At 64.7% G+C, this 17,309-nt stretch carries 16 protein-coding genes; 11 read left to right on the top strand and 5 right to left on the bottom strand.

Features of this window, described 5'->3' with window-relative positions:
* The first annotated feature begins 63 nt into the window (after window positions 1–63).
* Together uxuA and AB7245_RS36515 are read left to right on the top strand one after the other, a co-directional pair.
* Complete coding sequence (uxuA, locus tag AB7245_RS36520; RefSeq protein ID WP_085405290.1) at window positions 64–1,254, top strand: mannonate dehydratase; 1,191 nt, start codon at window positions 64–66, stop codon at window positions 1,252–1,254.
* Between the two features lie 114 nt (window positions 1,255–1,368).
* Window positions 1,369–2,520 (top strand): alpha-hydroxy acid oxidase, encoded by a 1,152-nt coding sequence (locus AB7245_RS36515; RefSeq protein ID WP_063981332.1) that lies wholly within the window; start codon window positions 1,369–1,371, stop codon window positions 2,518–2,520.
* A 20-nt stretch (window positions 2,521–2,540) separates the two neighbouring features.
* On the opposite strand, the gene AB7245_RS36510 is transcribed toward AB7245_RS36515, so the two are convergent.
* Window positions 2,541–3,479, bottom strand: coding sequence for a LysR family transcriptional regulator (locus AB7245_RS36510; protein WP_439035524.1), 939 nt, complete (start codon window positions 3,477–3,479; stop codon window positions 2,541–2,543).
* Window positions 3,480–3,691: 212 nt separating this feature from the next.
* Between AB7245_RS36510 and AB7245_RS36505 the strand changes: the two genes are divergently transcribed.
* From AB7245_RS36505 to AB7245_RS36480, 6 genes are read left to right on the top strand one after another with little or no spacing between them, the layout of a single operon-like run.
* Window positions 3,692–4,774, top strand: coding sequence for an ABC transporter ATP-binding protein (locus AB7245_RS36505; protein WP_085405288.1), 1,083 nt, complete (start codon window positions 3,692–3,694; stop codon window positions 4,772–4,774).
* A gap of 36 nt (window positions 4,775–4,810) precedes the next feature.
* Entirely contained in the window at window positions 4,811–5,524 is a 714-nt protein-coding gene (locus AB7245_RS36500) for an HAD family hydrolase (protein WP_085405287.1), read from the top strand.
* A 15-nt stretch (window positions 5,525–5,539) separates the two neighbouring features.
* Window positions 5,540–6,847, top strand: a complete 1,308-nt coding sequence (locus AB7245_RS36495) for an NAD(P)/FAD-dependent oxidoreductase (protein ID WP_085405327.1) — start codon at window positions 5,540–5,542, stop codon at window positions 6,845–6,847.
* A 27-nt stretch (window positions 6,848–6,874) separates the two neighbouring features.
* Window positions 6,875–7,921 (top strand): ABC transporter substrate-binding protein, encoded by a 1,047-nt coding sequence (locus AB7245_RS36490; RefSeq protein WP_167768221.1) that lies wholly within the window; start codon window positions 6,875–6,877, stop codon window positions 7,919–7,921.
* A gap of 24 nt (window positions 7,922–7,945) precedes the next feature.
* Entirely contained in the window at window positions 7,946–8,803 is an 858-nt protein-coding gene (locus AB7245_RS36485) for an ABC transporter permease (RefSeq protein ID WP_244623317.1), read from the top strand.
* A complete protein-coding gene (locus AB7245_RS36480) occupies window positions 8,800–9,585 on the top strand; it encodes an ABC transporter permease (protein WP_085405285.1) in 786 nt (261 codons plus the stop codon). Before AB7245_RS36485 ends, AB7245_RS36480 begins: the two co-directional genes overlap by 4 nt.
* Window positions 9,586–9,783: 198 nt before the next feature.
* On the opposite strand, the gene AB7245_RS36475 is transcribed toward AB7245_RS36480, so the two are convergent.
* Window positions 9,784–10,434 (bottom strand): TetR/AcrR family transcriptional regulator, encoded by a 651-nt coding sequence (locus tag AB7245_RS36475; protein ID WP_085405284.1) that lies wholly within the window; start codon window positions 10,432–10,434, stop codon window positions 9,784–9,786.
* Between the two features lie 208 nt (window positions 10,435–10,642).
* Between AB7245_RS36475 and AB7245_RS36470 the strand changes: the two genes are divergently transcribed.
* On the top strand, window positions 10,643–11,983 hold the full coding sequence (locus tag AB7245_RS36470; protein WP_085405283.1) for an MFS transporter: 1,341 nt from the start codon (window positions 10,643–10,645) through the stop codon (window positions 11,981–11,983).
* 21 nt (window positions 11,984–12,004) lie between these two features.
* Window positions 12,005–13,498 carry a carboxylesterase family protein gene (locus AB7245_RS36465; RefSeq protein ID WP_085405325.1) on the top strand — a complete coding sequence of 498 codons (1,494 nt, stop codon included), beginning with the start codon at window positions 12,005–12,007 and terminating at the stop codon, window positions 13,496–13,498.
* 18 nt (window positions 13,499–13,516) lie between these two features.
* Here AB7245_RS36465 and AB7245_RS36460 read toward each other — a convergent pair whose 3' ends face one another.
* The gene (locus AB7245_RS36460; protein ID WP_439035523.1) at window positions 13,517–14,416 is read right to left on the bottom strand and encodes an NmrA family NAD(P)-binding protein; all 900 of its coding nucleotides are present in this window, start codon (window positions 14,414–14,416) and stop codon (window positions 13,517–13,519) included.
* A 79-nt stretch (window positions 14,417–14,495) separates the two neighbouring features.
* Here AB7245_RS36460 and AB7245_RS36455 point away from each other — a divergent pair, with 79 nt between their 5' ends.
* On the top strand, window positions 14,496–15,104 hold the full coding sequence (locus AB7245_RS36455; RefSeq protein ID WP_085405324.1) for a TetR/AcrR family transcriptional regulator: 609 nt from the start codon (window positions 14,496–14,498) through the stop codon (window positions 15,102–15,104).
* Here the strand turns inward: AB7245_RS36455 and AB7245_RS36450 are convergent.
* Window positions 15,097–15,570: a GNAT family N-acetyltransferase gene (locus AB7245_RS36450; protein WP_321576295.1), complete on the bottom strand. Its 474-nt coding sequence runs from the start codon at window positions 15,568–15,570 to the stop codon at window positions 15,097–15,099. The genes AB7245_RS36455 and AB7245_RS36450 overlap by 8 nt on opposite strands.
* Before the next feature lie 21 nt (window positions 15,571–15,591).
* The gene (locus tag AB7245_RS36445; protein ID WP_439035522.1) at window positions 15,592–17,289 is read right to left on the bottom strand and encodes a GMC family oxidoreductase; all 1,698 of its coding nucleotides are present in this window, start codon (window positions 17,287–17,289) and stop codon (window positions 15,592–15,594) included.
* Window positions 17,290–17,309: the final 20 nt, after the last annotated feature.

The raw sequence follows: 17,309 nt of genomic DNA, 5'->3' as shown, positions 1-17,309 counted from the left end.
TTGACGCGTTTCTTCACGCGAACCGGTATCCACTTCGCTCGAAAACGCTTTAGGAGAATTTCGATGATGCTCGAGGGATGGCGCTGGTACGGTCCGGATGATCCGGTGTCTTTGGACGATGTCAGGCAGGCCGGGGCGACGGATATCGTCTCGGCGCTGCATCAGGTGCCGATCGGCGAAGCCTGGACACGCAAGGCGGTCGAGGAGCGCAAGAACTTCATCGAGCATGGCCAGCCCGGCCGCTCGCAACTGACCTGGTCGGTGGTGGAGTCGATTCCGATCCCCGACGACGTCAAGCGGCTCGGGGCCAACGCGACGGCCTCGATCGAGGCGTGGATCGCGAGCCTCGAAGCGGTGGCCGCGGCCGGCATCAAGATCATCTGCTACAATTTCATGCCGGTGGTGGACTGGTGCCGCACCGATCTGGAGTGGGAGCTGCCGAACGGCGCCCGCGCCATGCGCTTCGACCAGGACCGCTTTGCCGCGTTCGAGCTGCATATCCTGAAGCGTCCCGCCGCCGTTCAGGAGTATTCGCCCGAGCAGCAGGCTCGCGCCAAAAAGCTGTTCGAGAAGATGAGCCAGGCCGATATCGACTACCTCGTCATGGTCATCGCTAGCGCGCTGCCGGGCTCGACCACCGAGCCGATGACCATCCCGCAATTCCGCGACCGGCTGGAGACCTATCGCGACATCACGCCAAAGATCCTGCGCCGGCATCTCGCCGAGTTCCTGGGCCGCGTCACGCCGGTCGCCGAGCAACTTGGCGTCTCCCTGACGCTGCACCCGGACGATCCGCCGCGCCCGCTGTTCGGCCTGCCGCGCATTGCCTCGACCGCCGACGACTATCAGGCGCTGTTCGATGCCGTGCCATCCAAGGCCAACGGCATCTGCCTGTGCACCGGCTCGCTCGGCGTGCGCGCCGGGAACGATCTGCCCGCGATGGCCGAGCGCTTCGGCCCGCGCATTGCGTTTGCGCATCTGCGCGCGACCAAGCGCGAGGCCGACGGCCTGTCCTTCTACGAGTCCGACCATCTCGACGGTGACGTCGACATGGTCGCGGTGCTGAAGGCGCTGTTAAAGGAGAACGCGCGGCGTTCGCCCGACAAGAGAATCGTGTTCCGTCCCGACCACGGCCATCGTATGCTCGACGATCTCGCCGCCACCAAGCGCACCAATCCCGGCTACACCGCGATCGGCCGCCTGCGCGGCCTCGCCGAACTCCGCGGCGCGATCAGGGCGATCGAGCATCGATAGGAGACCGGCGGCGCCATCAGGCGAGAGATCGCCGCGATGGCGGCCGCTGACAGCATCAGCGGCGCGATGGCAAGATGATCGTCGCGCAGAGCATGCCGCGAGCGGAGTTGAGAAATGCGCCTGACACAGTGTCATAATTTCCACGATTTCCGGCGGCTGGCGCGCCGCCGACTGCCCGGTCCGATCTTCGACTATATCGACGGCGCGGCCGACGATGAGACCACCCATCGCCGCAACAGCGCGAGCTTCGAGCATTGCGACCTTCTGCCCAACGTGCTGCGCGGCGTGCAGGACGTCGATCTCTCGGTCACCATCATGGGCCAGAAGCTCGCGCTGCCGTTCTACTGCTCGCCGACCGCCCTGCAGCGCCTGTTCCATCATGAAGGCGAGCGTGCCGTCGCCGCTGCCGCGGCGAGCTACGGCACCATGTTCGGCGTCTCCTCGCTGGGCACGGTGTCGCTCGAGGAATTGCGCAAGGCCCACGACACGCCGCAGGTCTATCAATTCTATTTCCACAGGGATCGCGGTCTCAACCGCGCCATGATGCAGCGCGCCAGGGACGCGGGCGTCGAGGTGATGATGCTGACGGTCGACAGCATCACCGGGGGAAATCGCGAGCGCGATCTGCGCACCGGCTTCAGCATTCCCTTCCGTCTGACGCCTGCGGGCATGTTGCAGTTCGCGATCAAGCCGATGTGGGGTATCCAGTATGTCAGCCACGAAAAATTCAGGCTCCCGCAACTGGAGGAGCACGTCGACATGAGCGGCGGCGCCATGTCGATCGGCCGCTACTTCACGGAAATGCTGGATCCCGCGATGAATTGGGACGATGTCGCGGAGATGGTGCGGACCTGGAACGGCCCGTTCTGCCTGAAGGGGATCATGTCGGTGGAAGACGCGCGCCGCGCGGTCGATATCGGCTGTGCCGGGATCGTCCTTTCCAATCATGGCGGCCGCCAGCTCGACGGCTCCCGCTCGGCTTTCGATCAACTCGCCGAAATCGTCGATGCCGTGGGCGACCGCATCGACGTGATGATGGACGGTGGCATCCAGCGCGGAACCCATATCCTGAAAGCGCTGTCGCTCGGGGCCAAGGCGGTCGGGCTTGGACGATACTATCTCTATCCGCTCGCCGCCGCCGGCCGGCCCGGCGTCGAACGGGCCCTCGGCCTGCTGCGGGCCGAGCTCGTGCGCGATATGAAGCTGATGGGATGTACGTCGATCAGCCAGCTATCGCGCGCCAATCTGCGCTTTCGGCCGGGGTAGCGCGCGGTGATCGTTCGGCCTCAATAGCAGGCAGCCATCGCGCCGAGCTTCGGATAGAGCAGGTCGATCGCGGCGATCTCGCTTTTCATCTGCGCGATGATCCAGTCGCGGATCTCGGCGGCGATGGGGCGCATCGAACGGTTGCGCGGCGGCAGGAATTCGCAGATGCGCCGCGTGGTGGTGAGCGTCTCGGAGGCCGGCACGAGCGCGCCGGTCAGGAGCCAGTGCGAGGCCACCGTCAGCCAGCCGAGTGCGATGCCCTGGCCCAGCAGGGCGGCCTGCATCACGACGGCATAATCGGTGAAGCTCAGCGCCTTGGCCGCGCCGCGGCGGCCGGTCAGAAGCGAGGTGTAATCCGCCGCCCAATCGCCCGGCGTCTCGGCGAGGCGAATGATGGTGTTGCCTTCAGCGGGATCGGTCTCGCCGAGATAGCCAGGGCTGCACATCGGCAGCATGACTTCCTTCATCACCAGCGTGCCGCCGGATGACGGCTCGTCGCGGTCACGGAATCGCATGCCGAGGTCGACATTCTCCACCGGCCCGCGTAGCGCGCCGGAGATCAGCTGGAAGCGCAGATCGACCTCGGGAAACTGCTTCTGGAGCTTGTCGATGCGCGGCATCAGCCAATGCGTGGTGAAGGCGGAGGAGACCGACAGCGTCACCGTCTCGGTGCCCTTGCGGCGCCGCTCGATCTCGACGAGCCCGGTCTCGATGCTGCGAAAGCCTTCGAGCACGCGGCGATAAAGCAGCTCGCCTTCCTCGGTGAGCACCGCGCGCCCCGCAGTGCGGTCGAACAGGCGGACGCCGAGATGCTCCTCGAACTGTCCGAGCATGCGGCTTACCGCCGGCTGCGTGACGTTGAGCTCGGCTGCTGCCGCCGTGAAACTGCCATTGCGCGCCGCTGCGTCGAAGACGAACAGGGCGTTACTGGAGGGCAGCATCCGGCGTAGCTCGGGCATAACGCCATGTTATGGACGCGGTGAGAATTTGGCAATTGCCGAGTTTTGCCAAGTCTGGTGTCATTGGCATCACAGCCTAAAGACAGGGCTTGCGAACGAAGATTTGGTGCGGTGCACGCTTCGGCCGTGAGTGCTCAAAATTCCTGTCTATAAAGCAGGCTTATGGCGCGCAGTGAGGCACGCCATTGCAGGGAACGAGGCGAGGTCGATCGTTGGACAAACGAGCGGAAAGCGTCGAGATCAGGTCCGCGAGCAAGGCGTATGGCCCCGTTCGCGCTCTCGACGACGTTTCGCTCAATGTCGGCGCCGGCGAATTCGTCTCGCTGCTCGGGCCCTCCGGCTCCGGCAAGACCACGCTGCTTGGAATTCTCGGCGGCTTCATCCTGCCATCGAGCGGAACCATCCTGTTCGGCGGTCGTGACGTCACCTGGATGCCGCCGCACAAGCGCGACATCGGCGTGGTGTTCCAGAACTACGCGCTGTTCCCGCATATGAGCGTCGGCGAGAACGTCGCCTTTCCCCTGCGCGCACGGCGCCTGCCGCAAGCGAGCTGGCCCGACAAGGTGCGCGCGGCGCTCGCGATGGTCGGTCTCGCCGGCTATGAAGAGCGCGGCATCGCGCAGCTCTCCGGCGGCCAGCGCCAGCGCGTGGCGCTGGCGCGTGCGATGATCTTCGAGCCGCGCCTGATCCTGATGGACGAGCCGCTCTCTGCGCTCGACAAGCAGCTCCGCGAATCCATGCAGATCGAGCTGCGCGCGCTGCACCGGCGCATCGGCGCCACCATCATCTACGTTACCCACGACCAGCGCGAGGCGCTGACCATGAGCGACCGCGTCGCCGTGATGAAGGACGGCCGGCTGATCCAGATCGACGCGCCCGAGCGGCTGCACGATCATCCCGCGGATTCCTTCGTCGCGAGCTTCATCGGGGAAGCGACGATGCTGCCGGTTCGCCGCGTCGATGCCTCCAGCGTCGCGCTCGGCAATGCGCTGCTGCGCAGCGCCCGTGCCATTCCCGATGGCGATGCCTTGATGCTGGCCGTGCACAGCGAAAAGCTCCTGATCGACGACGGCGCGCAGGATGCCGCCTGCAACCGGCTGACCGGAACGGTCACCGACATCGTCTACCAGGGCGAGAGCCTGCGCATCTTCCTGGCGCTCACCGATGGCATCGCGCTCAGCCTGCGCCAGCCGAGCTATCACCAGGCCTACAGCCGCATCCCGCCGCTCGGCGGCAGCCTCACCGTGACCCTTCACCCCGAGGACACCATCGTTGTCCCCAGGGCGGGGGACTGAACTCAAGCCCTGTTCAACCGAGAGAAGAAACCAAAGATGTCGTCAGCAGCCTCGTTCAGCAATTTCAAGGTTCTCACCTTCGACGTCGTCGGCACCTTGATCGATTTCGAGACCGGCGTGCTCTCCGCGGTGCGCAAGATCTCCGGCAAGTCGCCGGCCGAGCTCAGCGACGAGCAGATCTTCGAGCCCTACAAGCGCGGCCGCGACAAGCATTATGAGCGCTCGAGCGAGGCGATGTTCCACGTCTATCGCCATCTCGCCAAGGAGCTCGGGCTTCCCTCCGACGATGCGTCCTGCGATGTGTTCCAGCTTTCGGTGCTGCGCTGGGGGCCGTTCGCGGATTCGGTCGAGGCGCTGAAGCGCCTGCGCACGAAATTCCGGCTGGTCGCGATGACCAATGCCGACCGCGTCGCGCTCTCCTGCTACGCGCACGCGCTCGGCAATCCCTTCGACGACACCGTCTGCGCCGACGATACCGGCGTTGCCAAGCCGAACCCGGAGTTCTTCGCCTACAACAAGGGACGCCAGTCAGCTTTCGGCTACAAGCAGTCCGACATCCTGCACGTCGCGCAGAGCCAGTACCACGACATCGGGATCGCGCGAAAGCTCGGCTACAAGGTGTGCTGGATCGAGCGCCGCCAGGGCATCGGCGGGTTTGGCGGCACGCCGGCGGTGGAGACGCTGACCAAGCCGGACTTCCACTTCCCGACGCTGAAGGCGCTGGCGGACGCGGCGATCGGGCCGGCGTAAGGCATGAGCGGCGGCATGACACGGGACTGGAGCGCATTGCCATCGGCCAACTCGCTGTGGGAAGCCACGGCGGAGCCGGCGCGCGCGTTTCCCGTGCTGTCGGGCGAGCAACAGGCGGATGTGGTGATCATCGGTGCAGGCTACACGGGCCTGTCCGCCGCGCACCACATCGCCAAGAGCGGCCTGTCGCCGGTCGTGCTGGAGGCGAACCGTCCCGGCTGGGGCGCAAGCGGCCGCAACGGCGGGGTGATCACCGCAAAATTCCGCCTGTCGTTCCGCGAGATCGACGCCGCCCATGGCCGCGCCATGGCGCAGCGCATGTACGAGATCGCGCATGAATCGACTGACATGGTCGAGGAGCTGGTGTCCGAATTCGGCATCGCCAGCGCGGCGCTGACGCGCACGGGCCAGGTCAAGGCCGCGCATAACGAGACGACGCTGAAAGCCGCGATCGACGAAGCCAACTGGATGACGCGCGAGATGGGCTCCGCCGAGGTCCGCATCCTCGACAAACATGGCGTACGCGACGAGACCGGCTCGGACATTTTCGTCGGCGGCGTGCTCAATCCCGGCTCCGGCGGCATTCATCCGCTGAACTATCTGCGCGGGCTCGCCGATGGCGTCGCGCGCCGTGGTGTTCCGATCTTCCAGGAGTCGCCGGTGGTCAAACTCCGGCGTGAGAACGGCGGCATCGTCGCCGAGACGCCGCAAGGCGCGGTGCGCGCGAAACAGGCGATCATCGCCACCAACAGCTACTCCGATCTCACCAGCGCGACCGCGCACATGCAGCGCACGCTGATCCCGTTCCGCAGCGCCCTGGTCGCGACCGAGCAGCTGCCGCGCAATCTCGCGGGCAAGCTGATGCCGACGGGTCGGACCTACACCGAGACCAAGCGCATGATGCGCTGGTTCCGCATGGTCGACAATCGCGTCATCTTCGGCGGGCGCGGTGCTTTCGGCAAGCAGGACTCGCAAGCTGCCTTCGACGCCTTGCGCAAGGCGATGGTCGGCATCTTCCCGGATCTTGCCGATGTGCCGCTCGCCTACAAATGGTCGGGCCTCGTCGCGATGACGCTGGACTCGGTGCCGCATATCGGCCGGCTCGACGACCGCACGCTGGTCTCGATGGGCTACAACGGCGCGGGTGTTGCGATGTCGAGCCTGATGGGCCGCTATCTCGCCGCCTTCGTGCGCGGCGAGACGCCCGAGGTCGGGCTGCTCGATATCAGGCGCATGAAGACGATCCCGTTCTATCCGCTGCGCGAGCCCGCCGTGCGCATGGTCGCCGGCTGGTACCAGTTTCTCGATGCGATCGGTCAGTGAGATTATTTGGTGATGGAGGAGGCGAGGATGATGACGACACGCAATTTTGGATTGGGCTGTGCAATGCTGGGCGCAATCGGATTTACCACTGCGGCGAGCGCCGCCGAGCAGATCACCTTCGTCTCGCAAGGCGGCGCCTATCAGGCGGCGCAGACGGTGGCGATCCTCGATCCCTCCGCCAAGAAGCTCGGCATCACCATCAACCAGGACTCCATCCCGGACGCCTGGCCCGCGATCAAGACGCAGGTCGGCAGCGGCAAGCCGATCTGGGACGTCGTCGACACCCCGACCGGCAACTGCCTGCGCGGCGGCGAGCAGGGGCTGATCGAGAAGCTCGACTTTTCGAAGATTCCAAACGGCGCGGCGATGCCGGAGGCCTATCGCAGTCCCTATTCGGTGTCGTACGAGTTCTATTCCAGCGTGCTGTCCTACAGCCAGAAGACCTTCCCGAAGGACGCGCCGAACAGTTGGGCCGATTTCTGGGACGTGAAGAAATTTCCCGGCCGCCGCGCGCTGCGCAACCATCCGTTCGCGACGCTCGAGGCCGCGCTGATGGCCGATGGCGTTGCGCCCGACAAGCTCTACCCGCTCGACGTCGACCGCGCCTTCAAGAAGCTGGAAGAGATCAAGCCGCACATCACCGTGTGGTGGACCTCAGGCGCGCAGTCGGCGCAGCTCCTCAATGACGGCGAGGTCGACATGGAGATGGCCTGGAACGGCCGCGTCAGCGCGGTGGCCAAGGAGGGTGCAAAGGTCTCCTTCACCTACAACCAGGGCGTCCTTCAGAGCACCTCGCTCTGCATCCTCAAGGGCGCGCCGAATCTGGAGACGGCAGTCAAATTCGTCAACGAGGCCGTCGATCCCGTGCACCAGGCCAATCTGCCGCTCCACATCGACTACGGTCCGGGCAATCCGAAGGCGTTCGAGACCGGCGTGATCAAGCCCGAGCGCGCCGCGCAACTGCCGAGCGAGCCGGCGAATGCGGCCAAGCAGGCGCTGATGTCCTACGCCTGGTGGTCCTCGCCCGCGGGCGAGGCCGCCGAGAAGCGCTGGGCGTCGTTCATGCAGAAGTGAGCGAGGTCAGCCTTGGCGACATCCATGCCAGATTCCTCCCAAAAGCATCAGCGCCGCGAGCATGCGCTGATGCTGGCATTGGTGTCGCCGGCGCTGCTCGTGATTCTTCTCCTGATCGTACTGCCGGTCGGCTGGCTCGCCTGGCAGTCGATCTACCATGACGGCTTCACGCTGGAGAACTATCGCCGGGTCTTCACCGAAGACATCTACTGGCGCAGCTTTGCGCTGACCTTCGAGATCAGCCTCGCCGTCACCGTGATCGCGCTGCTGCTCGGCTATCCCGTGGCCTATCTCGCCAACGCAGTGCCGAAAGGGTGGAGCATCCTGATCCTGTCGCTGGTGGTGCTGCCGTTCTGGACGTCCGTGCTGGTCCGCGCCTATGCCTGGCTGGCGCTGCTCCAGCGCACCGGCGTGATCAACCAGCTCCTGCGCTATCTCGATGTCATCTCCGAGCCGCTCGCGCTGGTGCATAACACGTTCGGCACGGTGGTTGCGACCGTGCACATCCTGCTGCCGTTCATGGTGCTGCCGCTCTATGCCACCATGCAGAAGATCCCCGGTGATTTGATGCAGGCCGGCGCGAGCCTGGGGGCGAGCCCGTCGCTCACCTTCTTCCGGGTGTTCCTGCCGCTGTCGCTGCCGGGCGTGCTCGCCGGCTGCACCATGGTGTTCGTGCTCTGCCTCGGCTTCTACATCACGCCGGAATTGCTCGGCGGCGGCCGCACCGTGATGGTGTCGATGCTGGTGAGCCGCAATGTCGAGCTCTACAACCAGTTCGGCGCCGCGAGCGCGGTCGCCGTGGTGCTGCTCCTCAGCGTGCTCCTGATCTTCTTCGCCGTCAGCCGCTTCATCTCGCTCGATCGCGTGTTGGGGCAGAAATGACGCGCACTTCGCCCGCACGGATTGTCCTCTACGTGATCAGCGCGCTGGTGCTGGTCTATCTGATCCTGCCCGTGCTGATCATCGCGCCGATCTCGTTTTCCAGTGCGCGCTTCCTGACGTTCCCGCCGCCGTCGTTCTCGCTGCGCTGGTACCAGCAATATTTCGCCAATCCGGCCTGGATGCAGGCGACGCGGGTGACGCTGACGGTCGCGTTCTTCACGGTCCTGATCGCAACGCCGTGCGGGGTCGCGGCGGCCTACGCGATCAGCCAGTCGAAGCTGCGCATCATGCGCATCATCCACATGGCGCTGCTGCTGCCGCTGGTGGTGCCGATCATCATCACTGCGGTCGGCATCTTCTTCGTCTATGCAAAGGTCGGCCTGGTCGCGACCATGCCCGGCCTCGTGCTGGCGAATGTGATGCTGGGCCTGCCCTACGTCGTCATCTCGGTGCTCGCGGGCTTGCAGAGCTTCGATCCGGCGCAGGAGATGGTGGCGCGCAGCCTCGGCATGAACCGCCTGCGCAGCTTCTTCGCGGTGACGCTGCCGCAGATCAAGTCCAGCGTGGTCGCGGGCGGCATCTTCGCCTTCATCTCGGCGATGGACGAGACCATCGTCGCGCTGTTCATCTCCGGCGGCCAGTATCAGCCGCTGACCAAGCGCATGTTCACCGCGCTGCGTGACGAGATCGACCCGACCATCGCCGCGATCTCGACGCTGATGACGGTGGCGTCGTTCATGCTGGTGCTGCTGGCGAGCACGCGGGGCAAGAAGGGCGGGTGAGGGGGGCTCCGGCCTCCGCCGTCATCACCCGCGAAAGCGGGTGATTCAGTATTCCAGAGACGGTAGTGGTTCCTCGATAGGCCGCAGCGTACTGGATTCCCCGCCTGCCGCCTACGCTAAAGCTTCGGCGCCCCTGGACCGCAGCCCCGGCGAAGCCTTGGCGTAGCCGGGTCGCGGGGAATGACAGCAAGTGTGCGGCTAAGCCTTCGCTCCCAGCCACGCCAGGATCATCTCCACGATCTGCGTCCGGCTCTTTGCCAGCACCCTGGGCTCGCTGAGGTCGCGGTCGAACAGGGCGCCGAAGGTGTGGCGGTTGGCGACGCGGAAGAAGCAGTAGGAAGAGATGGCGAGGTGAAGGTCGATGGCGTCGACGTCGTCGCGGAAGACGCCTTCGCCGCGTCCGCGCTCGAGGATGCCGTCGAGCGTCGCGATCACGCTGGCGTTGAGCTGGCGCAGTTGCAAATTCTGCTTCAGGTGCTTGCCGTGGTGGATGTTCTCGATGCTGACGAGGCGGATGAAGTTCGGATTGCGCTCGTCATGGTCGAAGGTGGCCTCGATCAGCCGGCGCAGTCCTTCGCGGGCGTCGCAGCTTTCGATGTCGAGCTGGTCTTCCAGCGCGCGGATGCTGCGATAGGCCTCCTCCAGCACCGCGAGGTAGAGCTGCTCCTTGCCGCCGAAATAGTAATAGATCATCCGCTTGGATGTGCGCGTGCGCGCCGCGATCGCATCGACGCGGGCGCCGGAATAGCCCTCCGAGGCGAATTCGGCCATCGCCACTTCGAGGATGTCGCGCTTGGTGCGCTCGGGGTCGTTGGTGCGCTTCGATGGGGGCGGCATACGCTCGAGCATCACTGTTTCTCCCGCCAGTTTCCACGGATCACCTTGAAGGTGAAGGCAAATTTCACCCGTCTGGGCACTGATCCAATGCGTATTGCATAAACGTACTAGTTCGTACATCATCGCTCCAGACCAAAGTTGCGGCAACCAGAACCAGAAAACGCGCGCGAGGCGATCTGCCTGACGCGAACCGCACCGGCCACATGGGGAGGAGCTTTCAATGACGTTGACGTCAACCGCACCGCTGCGCGCATCATCCAGCGCGGAAGCCACGCCGAACAAGCTGCCGAAGCGCGCCGCGCTGGTCAGCTTCGTCGGCAGCATGCTCGAATACTACGACTTCTTCATCTACGGCACCGCGGCGGCGCTGATCTTTCCAAAAGTGTTCTTCGCCAATGTCGATCCCTCGACCGCGACGCTGCTCGCGTTGCTCTCCTTCGGCATCGGCTATATCGCCCGGCCCGTGGGCGCCGTCATCCTCGGCCATTTCGGCGACCGTATTGGCCGCAAGACGGTGCTCTTGTTCACGCTGGTTCTGATGGGCGGCTCGACGCTGGCGATCGGCCTGTTGCCGGATGCCAAGACGATCGGCAACGCCGCGCCTGTCATCCTGACGCTGCTCCGCCTGTTGCAGGGCCTGTCGGCTGCCGGCGAGCAGAGCGGAGCCAACTCGCTGACGCTGGAGCATTCCGCCAATTCGAACCGCGCCTTCTTCACGAGCTGGACCTTGAGCGGCACCCAGGCCGGCGCGATCCTTGCAACACTGGTGTTCATCCCGGTGTCGAGTCTGCCGGAAGACCAGTTGTTGAGCTGGGGCTGGCGCATTCCGTTCCTGCTCTCCGCGCTCGTGCTGCTGGTCGCCTACCTGGTGCGGAGGACCATGCCGGAAACGCCCGTCTTCGAAGACATCAAGGACAAGGCGCAGGTGGCGCGCTTCCCCGTCGTTACGCTCATGCGCGACTACTGGCCGGACGTGCTGCGCGTCATCGTCTGCGCGCTGATCGCGACCGTGAGCACGATGACCGCGGTATTCGCGCTCGGCTATGCCACCAGCAAGTTCGGCGTCGCCCGCCCGACCATGCTGTGGGCCGGCGTGCTCGGCAATGTCACCGCGCTGATCACCCAGCCGCTGTGGGCGCTGCTGGCCGACAGGATCGGCCGCAAGCCGGTGTTCATCGGTGGCGTGCTCGGCTGTGCGGTGCTGGTGTTCCCGTATTTCATGCTGGTGACATCGGGGAATACGCCGGCGATCTTCGCCGCGGCGATGATCCTCTCGGGTGTCATCTACGCCGCGCCGAACGCGATCTGGCCGTCGTTCTATGCGGAGATGTTCGACGCGCGCGTGCGTTACTCCGGCACGGCGATCGGCACGCAGCTCGGCTTCCTCGCCGCCGGCTTCACGCCGCTGGTGAGTGCGAGCCTGGTCGGCGAGGGGCCGAACGGCTGGATCCCCGTGGCAATCTTCGTTGCCTGCTGCTGCGTGATCTCGGCGGCATCTGCGGCAACCGCGCGCGAAACCCTCAATGTCGACATCGCCGATCTCGGCAAGCGGCACGCCTGAGTCGGGATGAGTGAAAGTCGCATGTTGACCAACGCAGTTTCGACCACGAGCGGGCCGATCATCGGCGCCGAGCAGAACGGCTTACGCGTGTTCAAGGGCGTGCCGTTCGCGACCGCGCGGCGTTTTGCCAGGGCGACACCGCCGCTCGCGTGGACGGAGCCGCGCCGATGCACGGACTACGGCGCTTACGCGCCGCAGCCCGGCCACCTCGATCATGCTGACGAGGAATCCTGTCTCAGCCTGAACATCTGGGCGCCGGCGGCGGATCACCCGCTGCCGGTCAAGTTCTTCATCCATGGCGGCGCCTTCGTCACCGGCGGCGGCGCCGATTATGACGGCTCCTTCCTCGCCGCCCACGGTCCGGCCGTCATTGTCACCATCAACTACCGGCTCGGGCCGCTCGGCTTTCTGCAACTGCATCGCTACGGCCTCACCGAAGCCAACAACCTCGCGCTCCAGGATACGCTCGCGGCGCTCGATTGGGTCCGTGCCAACATCGCGAATTTCGGCGGCGATCCGGATGCGATTACGCTGTCGGGACAATCCGCCGGCGCCTCCATGGTGATCGCGCTCGCAACCCTGCCGCATGCACGAAGCAAGTTTATCCGTGCCCTCGCGCTGAGCGCGCCTGGGCGCAACATCATGAGTGCGGGGCACGCCGACGATGTCGCGCGCCACGTGCTCGAGGAGCTCGAGCTTGCGCGCGATCCCAGCGCGATTGCGTCCGTGCCGCTGCCAAAGCTGTTCGCGGCGGTAGAGCGCGTCGGACGCAGGCTCGCGGACGAGACGGACGCAGGCACCGTGTTCGGTCCGGTGCTCGACGGGACCGTGATCGCGTGCGAGCCGCGCGACGTCTTCGCCGACGAAACTTTGCGCGACATTCCGCTCTGGCTCGGCTCCTGCCGCGACGAGATGGTGATGTTCCTGAAGAGCATGCCGCCGGCCGCGATGATCCGCACCACCGAGCGACAAGTGCGCGCGACGTTCGGCGATGCCGGCTGGTGCCGGCTGCTATCGTATTATCGCGCCAACGCGCGCCTCGACGAGGATCCGTACGAGGCGCTGTTGTCGGATGCGTTCTGGCATCGCCCCATGGCCGATCTCGCGCGGCGTCATGCTGCGGCAGGCGGCGCGGTGTGGTTGAGCCGGTTCGATCATCGCCCGGCGCTGGAGCCGTTCCTGTCGCAGGGACCAACCCATGGCGCGGACAATGCCTGCCTGTGGGCGCATCTGCCTGATTTCATCGATCGGCCGATCCTCAGGCGCAAGGGCGGGCCGATGACCCCGGCCGACATTGATGTCGCGGCGCGGTTTCAGGCGAGCGTCTTGCGCTTCGTCACGACCGGCATGCCGGACGTCGCGCAAGCCTGGCCGCAGTTCGAGCCGGGCCATGAGCCGCTCGCGATCTTCGGCCAGCCGTTTCACATCGTGCCGCTCAACAACGGCGCGCGCTTCCGCGTATGGGCGGAGCTATCGGCGCAGTCCGGAGCAGCGCAAGCTGTGACTGCGATGTAGCAAGGCAGCACCATGAGATTAGACTCCATGATGCGTCGCCTGAAACACCGAGATGTTGTCGCTTAGCCAATCGGTTACCGGGCGCGGAGCGTGGCCGGTCAACTCGCGAACAGTTGACGTGGTTTCTGCGAGGACCGATTCGTAGAAAAGGCGATCCAGACCGAGCAGCAGGTCGGCGACAAATTCGTTGAGTCCAGACGCCATCAGCTTCTCACGCTGCTCCGCAGGGCTTCGGTGCTGATATGTGACGACACGTCCAAGCAGTCTGGACATTTCACTTGTTATCTCAGGCATGCTGACTGCGGTTGGCCCGGTCAGGTGATAGGCGCGCTGAGAAGTTACGTGCGCGTCGTCGAGAAGGACAGCGAAAGCCGAGTCCGCCACATCGCGTGCGTCGATCAAGTTGACCAATCCATCGCCGGCTGCCCCGCCCCATGCGTCATTGGCGACTGGAGCGCCAGCCCGTGCCAGGATATCGACGAAACTCGATGGCCGCAAAACCGTGAAGCCTACGTCGCAGGCCGCAAGATGCGCCTCAATTTGCGCATGCCAGTCGAACGGATGTAGCCGAGACGGTGGTCCCAACACGGACAATTTGACGATGTGGCCTACGCCGGCGGCCACGGCTACGTCGATCAGCGCAATTTCATTGGCGACTTGCCGGGGGGACGTGCCGTGGGCGAGGAACAGACGGTCAACTCCGCGCAGCGCGTTGTCCAAAGTCGATCGCGCATCGAAGTCCACGGTCGCAGGCGAAACTCCGGACGGCAGACGTCCAGCATCCGACGTGCGGGTCAATGCCACAATCTCAACCGGTTCCGTGAACAGTTTCGAAATCAAGGCGGAGCCCACGCGACCTGTGGCTCCCGCCACCGCAATGCGCGTACGGGCGGCGCTACGCTGGGAGGGGTTGAACATCCGGATAACCTTTCGTATCTTGGAACGATCAGTTCAAAATACTTGGAACGATCGTTCCATGATGTCAAGTGAGAATGGCATGAGTGGAAAACCCCAATTCGATGACGATGCCGTGATCAACTCCGCGATGGATGTGTTTTGGCGTCACGGCTATTCGGCCTCGTCGATCGATCAACTGACGACGGCGATGGGCTTGTCGCGGTCCAGCATGTACAAGCGATTCCAAGACAAGGACGGCCTATTCGGGGAGGTCCTTTCGGCTTACGTCGAGCGCGTCGAGCGGCGCATGAGCGCCGTTCGAGGCGAGACGAAGCGCCAACAGCTTGAAGCGCTGTTGCACGAATTCTTGCCCAGAGCGGGCAAGACGGCGCGGCCCGCTGGATGCATGCTGGCCCGATCGTGCGCTGAGATGGTGGACCTGCCTCCGGCAGGCCAGTCGGTCGCGCGGCAGGGACTTACGCGGCAGCGCGCGATCCTCGGCGGCATTTTACGCGAGGCGGTCGCAAGTGGAGAATTGGCGGCGACAGCGGACATCGAGGGATTGGCGTGGCACTACCTTGGTGTGTTGCAGGCGATAATGAATTTGCCGCAAGCCGGCGCGACTGTCGGCGAGCTTCGCGGTGTCGTAGAACTTGCAATGTTGGCATGGCCGTTCCTCCCGCCCGCGAGCCAATCCAAGCCTACATAGGGGCAGCGGGCGATCGCTCCATGATGATCGTGCGCTCATCGCCATAGTAGCTGTCGCGCACGGCCTTGAACCCGAGCCGGGCGTAGAAGGATTCGGCGGTGACTGAAGATGGGACGGTCAAAAAAGCGATGTTTCGCTCGCGCGCGATGCGTTCGATCTCGGCCATCAGGAACTTGCCGATCCCCTGCGCCTGAACGTCGGGAGCCACGAAGACCGTGCGGACGACGCTTCCGTCAAGGCTCGCCGTTCCAACGACGCGGCCGCCAAGGGCGGCAACAAGGACCGTGCGTTTGCGGATCAGCTCCAGAACGGCGGTCGGGCTGAAGCTATGCTCGACCCGCTCGATGATTTTGTCTGTGTAATCCCTGGCATTTGTCTCGCGCGGTGCGCGCAGAATGACGGCGCTGATTTCGCCGCTATCCTCTTCGCGCGCCGGGCGGATGCTGCAATCTATTGATCCCTCCACCCGCCCGGCAGTCGCTAGCCCTCACTGCATTATCGACGCAGCGATCTTCTCCGCCGACATCAGCACCGGAAAATTGGTGTTGGCGCACGGCACCACGGGGAAGATCGAGGCGTCGACGACGCGCAGGCCCTGAACGCCTTTGACGCGGCCTTGATTATCGACCACCGCCATCGGATCGTCGGCCCGGCCCATGCGGCATGAGCACGAGGCGTGCCACACCCCGATGGTCGCCTTGCGGACGAAGGCTTCCAGCGCATCGTCGTCGTTCATCACCTGGTCGAAGGTGAAACCTTCGACGACGAAATTATCGATCAGGTAGTGGCGCAGCGCCGCCGGCCCGTCCATCAAGGTCGCGGCGATCTTGGTCAGGATCCTGTTTTTGGTATTGACCACGCCGATCTTGCGCACCTTGTCCGTATAGGCGGCCGGAAACGGCTTGTCCGTCACCGCTTTCACCACGTCGCTCATCTGCACGGCCGCCATCTTGCGGAAGCCGCTCATCAGGCGATCGAGGTCGCGGCGGTCGGACAGCAGATTGAACTCGACAATCGGCTCGGCAGCGGGATCGCGCGAGGCGAGCTTGACCTGTCCGGTCTCGGAATAGGTCTTGTTGACGAAGGTCAGCAGCGAGCCGATCTGCTCGCCGACCGCGTGCCAGGCCGATTTGCTGAGCAGGACGACGAACATGTCGCCCTTCGGTACGCCCGACAGCCCGGATGAATAACGCAGGCCAAGCTGCATGTGGCGCCTGGTGTGCTCGTTCATGCGCGCGCCGCGGCGGACAAAGGACGACAGCGAAATCGAAGGATGATCCATCAGGCGCTGACCGACACCTGCCAGCCCCGTCAGGACCGGAATGCCCATATCCTTGAGATGACCGACCGGGCCGATGCCGGCGCGCAGGAGATGCGCCGGCGAATGGATCGCGCCGCTGGACAGGATGATCTCGCGGCCGCGGAATTCCTGTTCCTGTCCGTCGACCATCGCCTTCACGCCGACGCATTGCGTGCCTTCGAACAGCAGCTCCTTGACCTGCGTGTTGGTGGAGATGGTGAGATTGGCGCGCTTGCGCGTGTCACGATCGAGATAACCCATCGCGGCCGAGACACGTTGCTCGGCCTGATTGGAATGCGTCACCGGAAAATAGCCGTCGACGAACTCGCCGTTCTGGTCAGGCACGAACTGATGGCCGGCCTGCTGGAAGGCGTCGGCGAACGCCTGCGAATGCCGAGTCCAGTGTTCACGCGGAATTCTGCGCACCGGAATTCGGCCGTCCTTGCCGTGGTACGGGCCGTCGAAATCGAGGTCGCGCTCGACCTTCTTGAAGAAAGGCAGCACGTCGTTCCAGCTCCAGCCGTCGGCGCCCCGCGCGTCCCATTCATCGTAGTCGGTCGGTGCGCCGCGGTTGGCCATCTGGCCGTTGATCGACGAGCCGCCGCCCAGCACGCGCGCCTGCTCGTATTTGCGCAGGGGAGGACGCGCTTCGTTCGGATTGTTGTGGCTGACGATCTGGGTCGTGACCTTGAGTTCGGTCCAGTGGAAGCGGGGATCGAAATAGGCCGTGCCCGGATAGCTGTCCCTGATCTCGGCGGGCTCGTTGCCGGGCGGTGTGTCCTGTCCGGCCTCGCACAGCAGGACCTTGTTGGCGCTCTTTGCGGAGAGCCGGTGGGCCAGCACGGACCCCGCCGAGCCGCCGCCGACGATAATGAAGTCGTACACGATTGGCGTTTCCTCTTGGT

The organism is Bradyrhizobium sp. 604_D8_N2_3, from assembly GCF_051810765.1.
Classification (GTDB): domain Bacteria; phylum Pseudomonadota; class Alphaproteobacteria; order Rhizobiales; family Xanthobacteraceae; genus Bradyrhizobium; species Bradyrhizobium barranii.
The sequence above is the reverse complement of the archived record's forward strand: the minus strand, read 5'-3'. Positions and strand labels throughout refer to the sequence as shown.

Coding starts and splice junctions, on each gene's coding strand:
- AB7245_RS36495 (WP_085405327.1), top strand. CDS start 5,540: ATGACACGGGACTGGAGCGCATTGCCATCGGCCAACTCGCTGTGGGAA.
- AB7245_RS36500 (WP_085405287.1), top strand. CDS start 4,811: ATGTCGTCAGCAGCCTCGTTCAGCAATTTCAAGGTTCTCACCTTCGAC.
- AB7245_RS36465 (WP_085405325.1), top strand. CDS start 12,005: ATGTTGACCAACGCAGTTTCGACCACGAGCGGGCCGATCATCGGCGCC.
- AB7245_RS36490 (WP_167768221.1), top strand. CDS start 6,875: ATGATGACGACACGCAATTTTGGATTGGGCTGTGCAATGCTGGGCGCA.
- AB7245_RS36460 (WP_439035523.1), bottom strand. CDS start 14,416: ATGTTCAACCCCTCCCAGCGTAGCGCCGCCCGTACGCGCATTGCGGTG.
- AB7245_RS36470 (WP_085405283.1), top strand. CDS start 10,643: ATGACGTTGACGTCAACCGCACCGCTGCGCGCATCATCCAGCGCGGAA.
- uxuA (WP_085405290.1), top strand. CDS start 64: ATGATGCTCGAGGGATGGCGCTGGTACGGTCCGGATGATCCGGTGTCT.
- AB7245_RS36510 (WP_439035524.1), bottom strand. CDS start 3,479: ATGCCCGAGCTACGCCGGATGCTGCCCTCCAGTAACGCCCTGTTCGTC.
- AB7245_RS36455 (WP_085405324.1), top strand. CDS start 14,496: ATGAGTGGAAAACCCCAATTCGATGACGATGCCGTGATCAACTCCGCG.
- AB7245_RS36515 (WP_063981332.1), top strand. CDS start 1,369: ATGCGCCTGACACAGTGTCATAATTTCCACGATTTCCGGCGGCTGGCG.
- AB7245_RS36485 (WP_244623317.1), top strand. CDS start 7,946: ATGCCAGATTCCTCCCAAAAGCATCAGCGCCGCGAGCATGCGCTGATG.
- AB7245_RS36480 (WP_085405285.1), top strand. CDS start 8,800: ATGACGCGCACTTCGCCCGCACGGATTGTCCTCTACGTGATCAGCGCG.
- AB7245_RS36475 (WP_085405284.1), bottom strand. CDS start 10,434: ATGCTCGAGCGTATGCCGCCCCCATCGAAGCGCACCAACGACCCCGAG.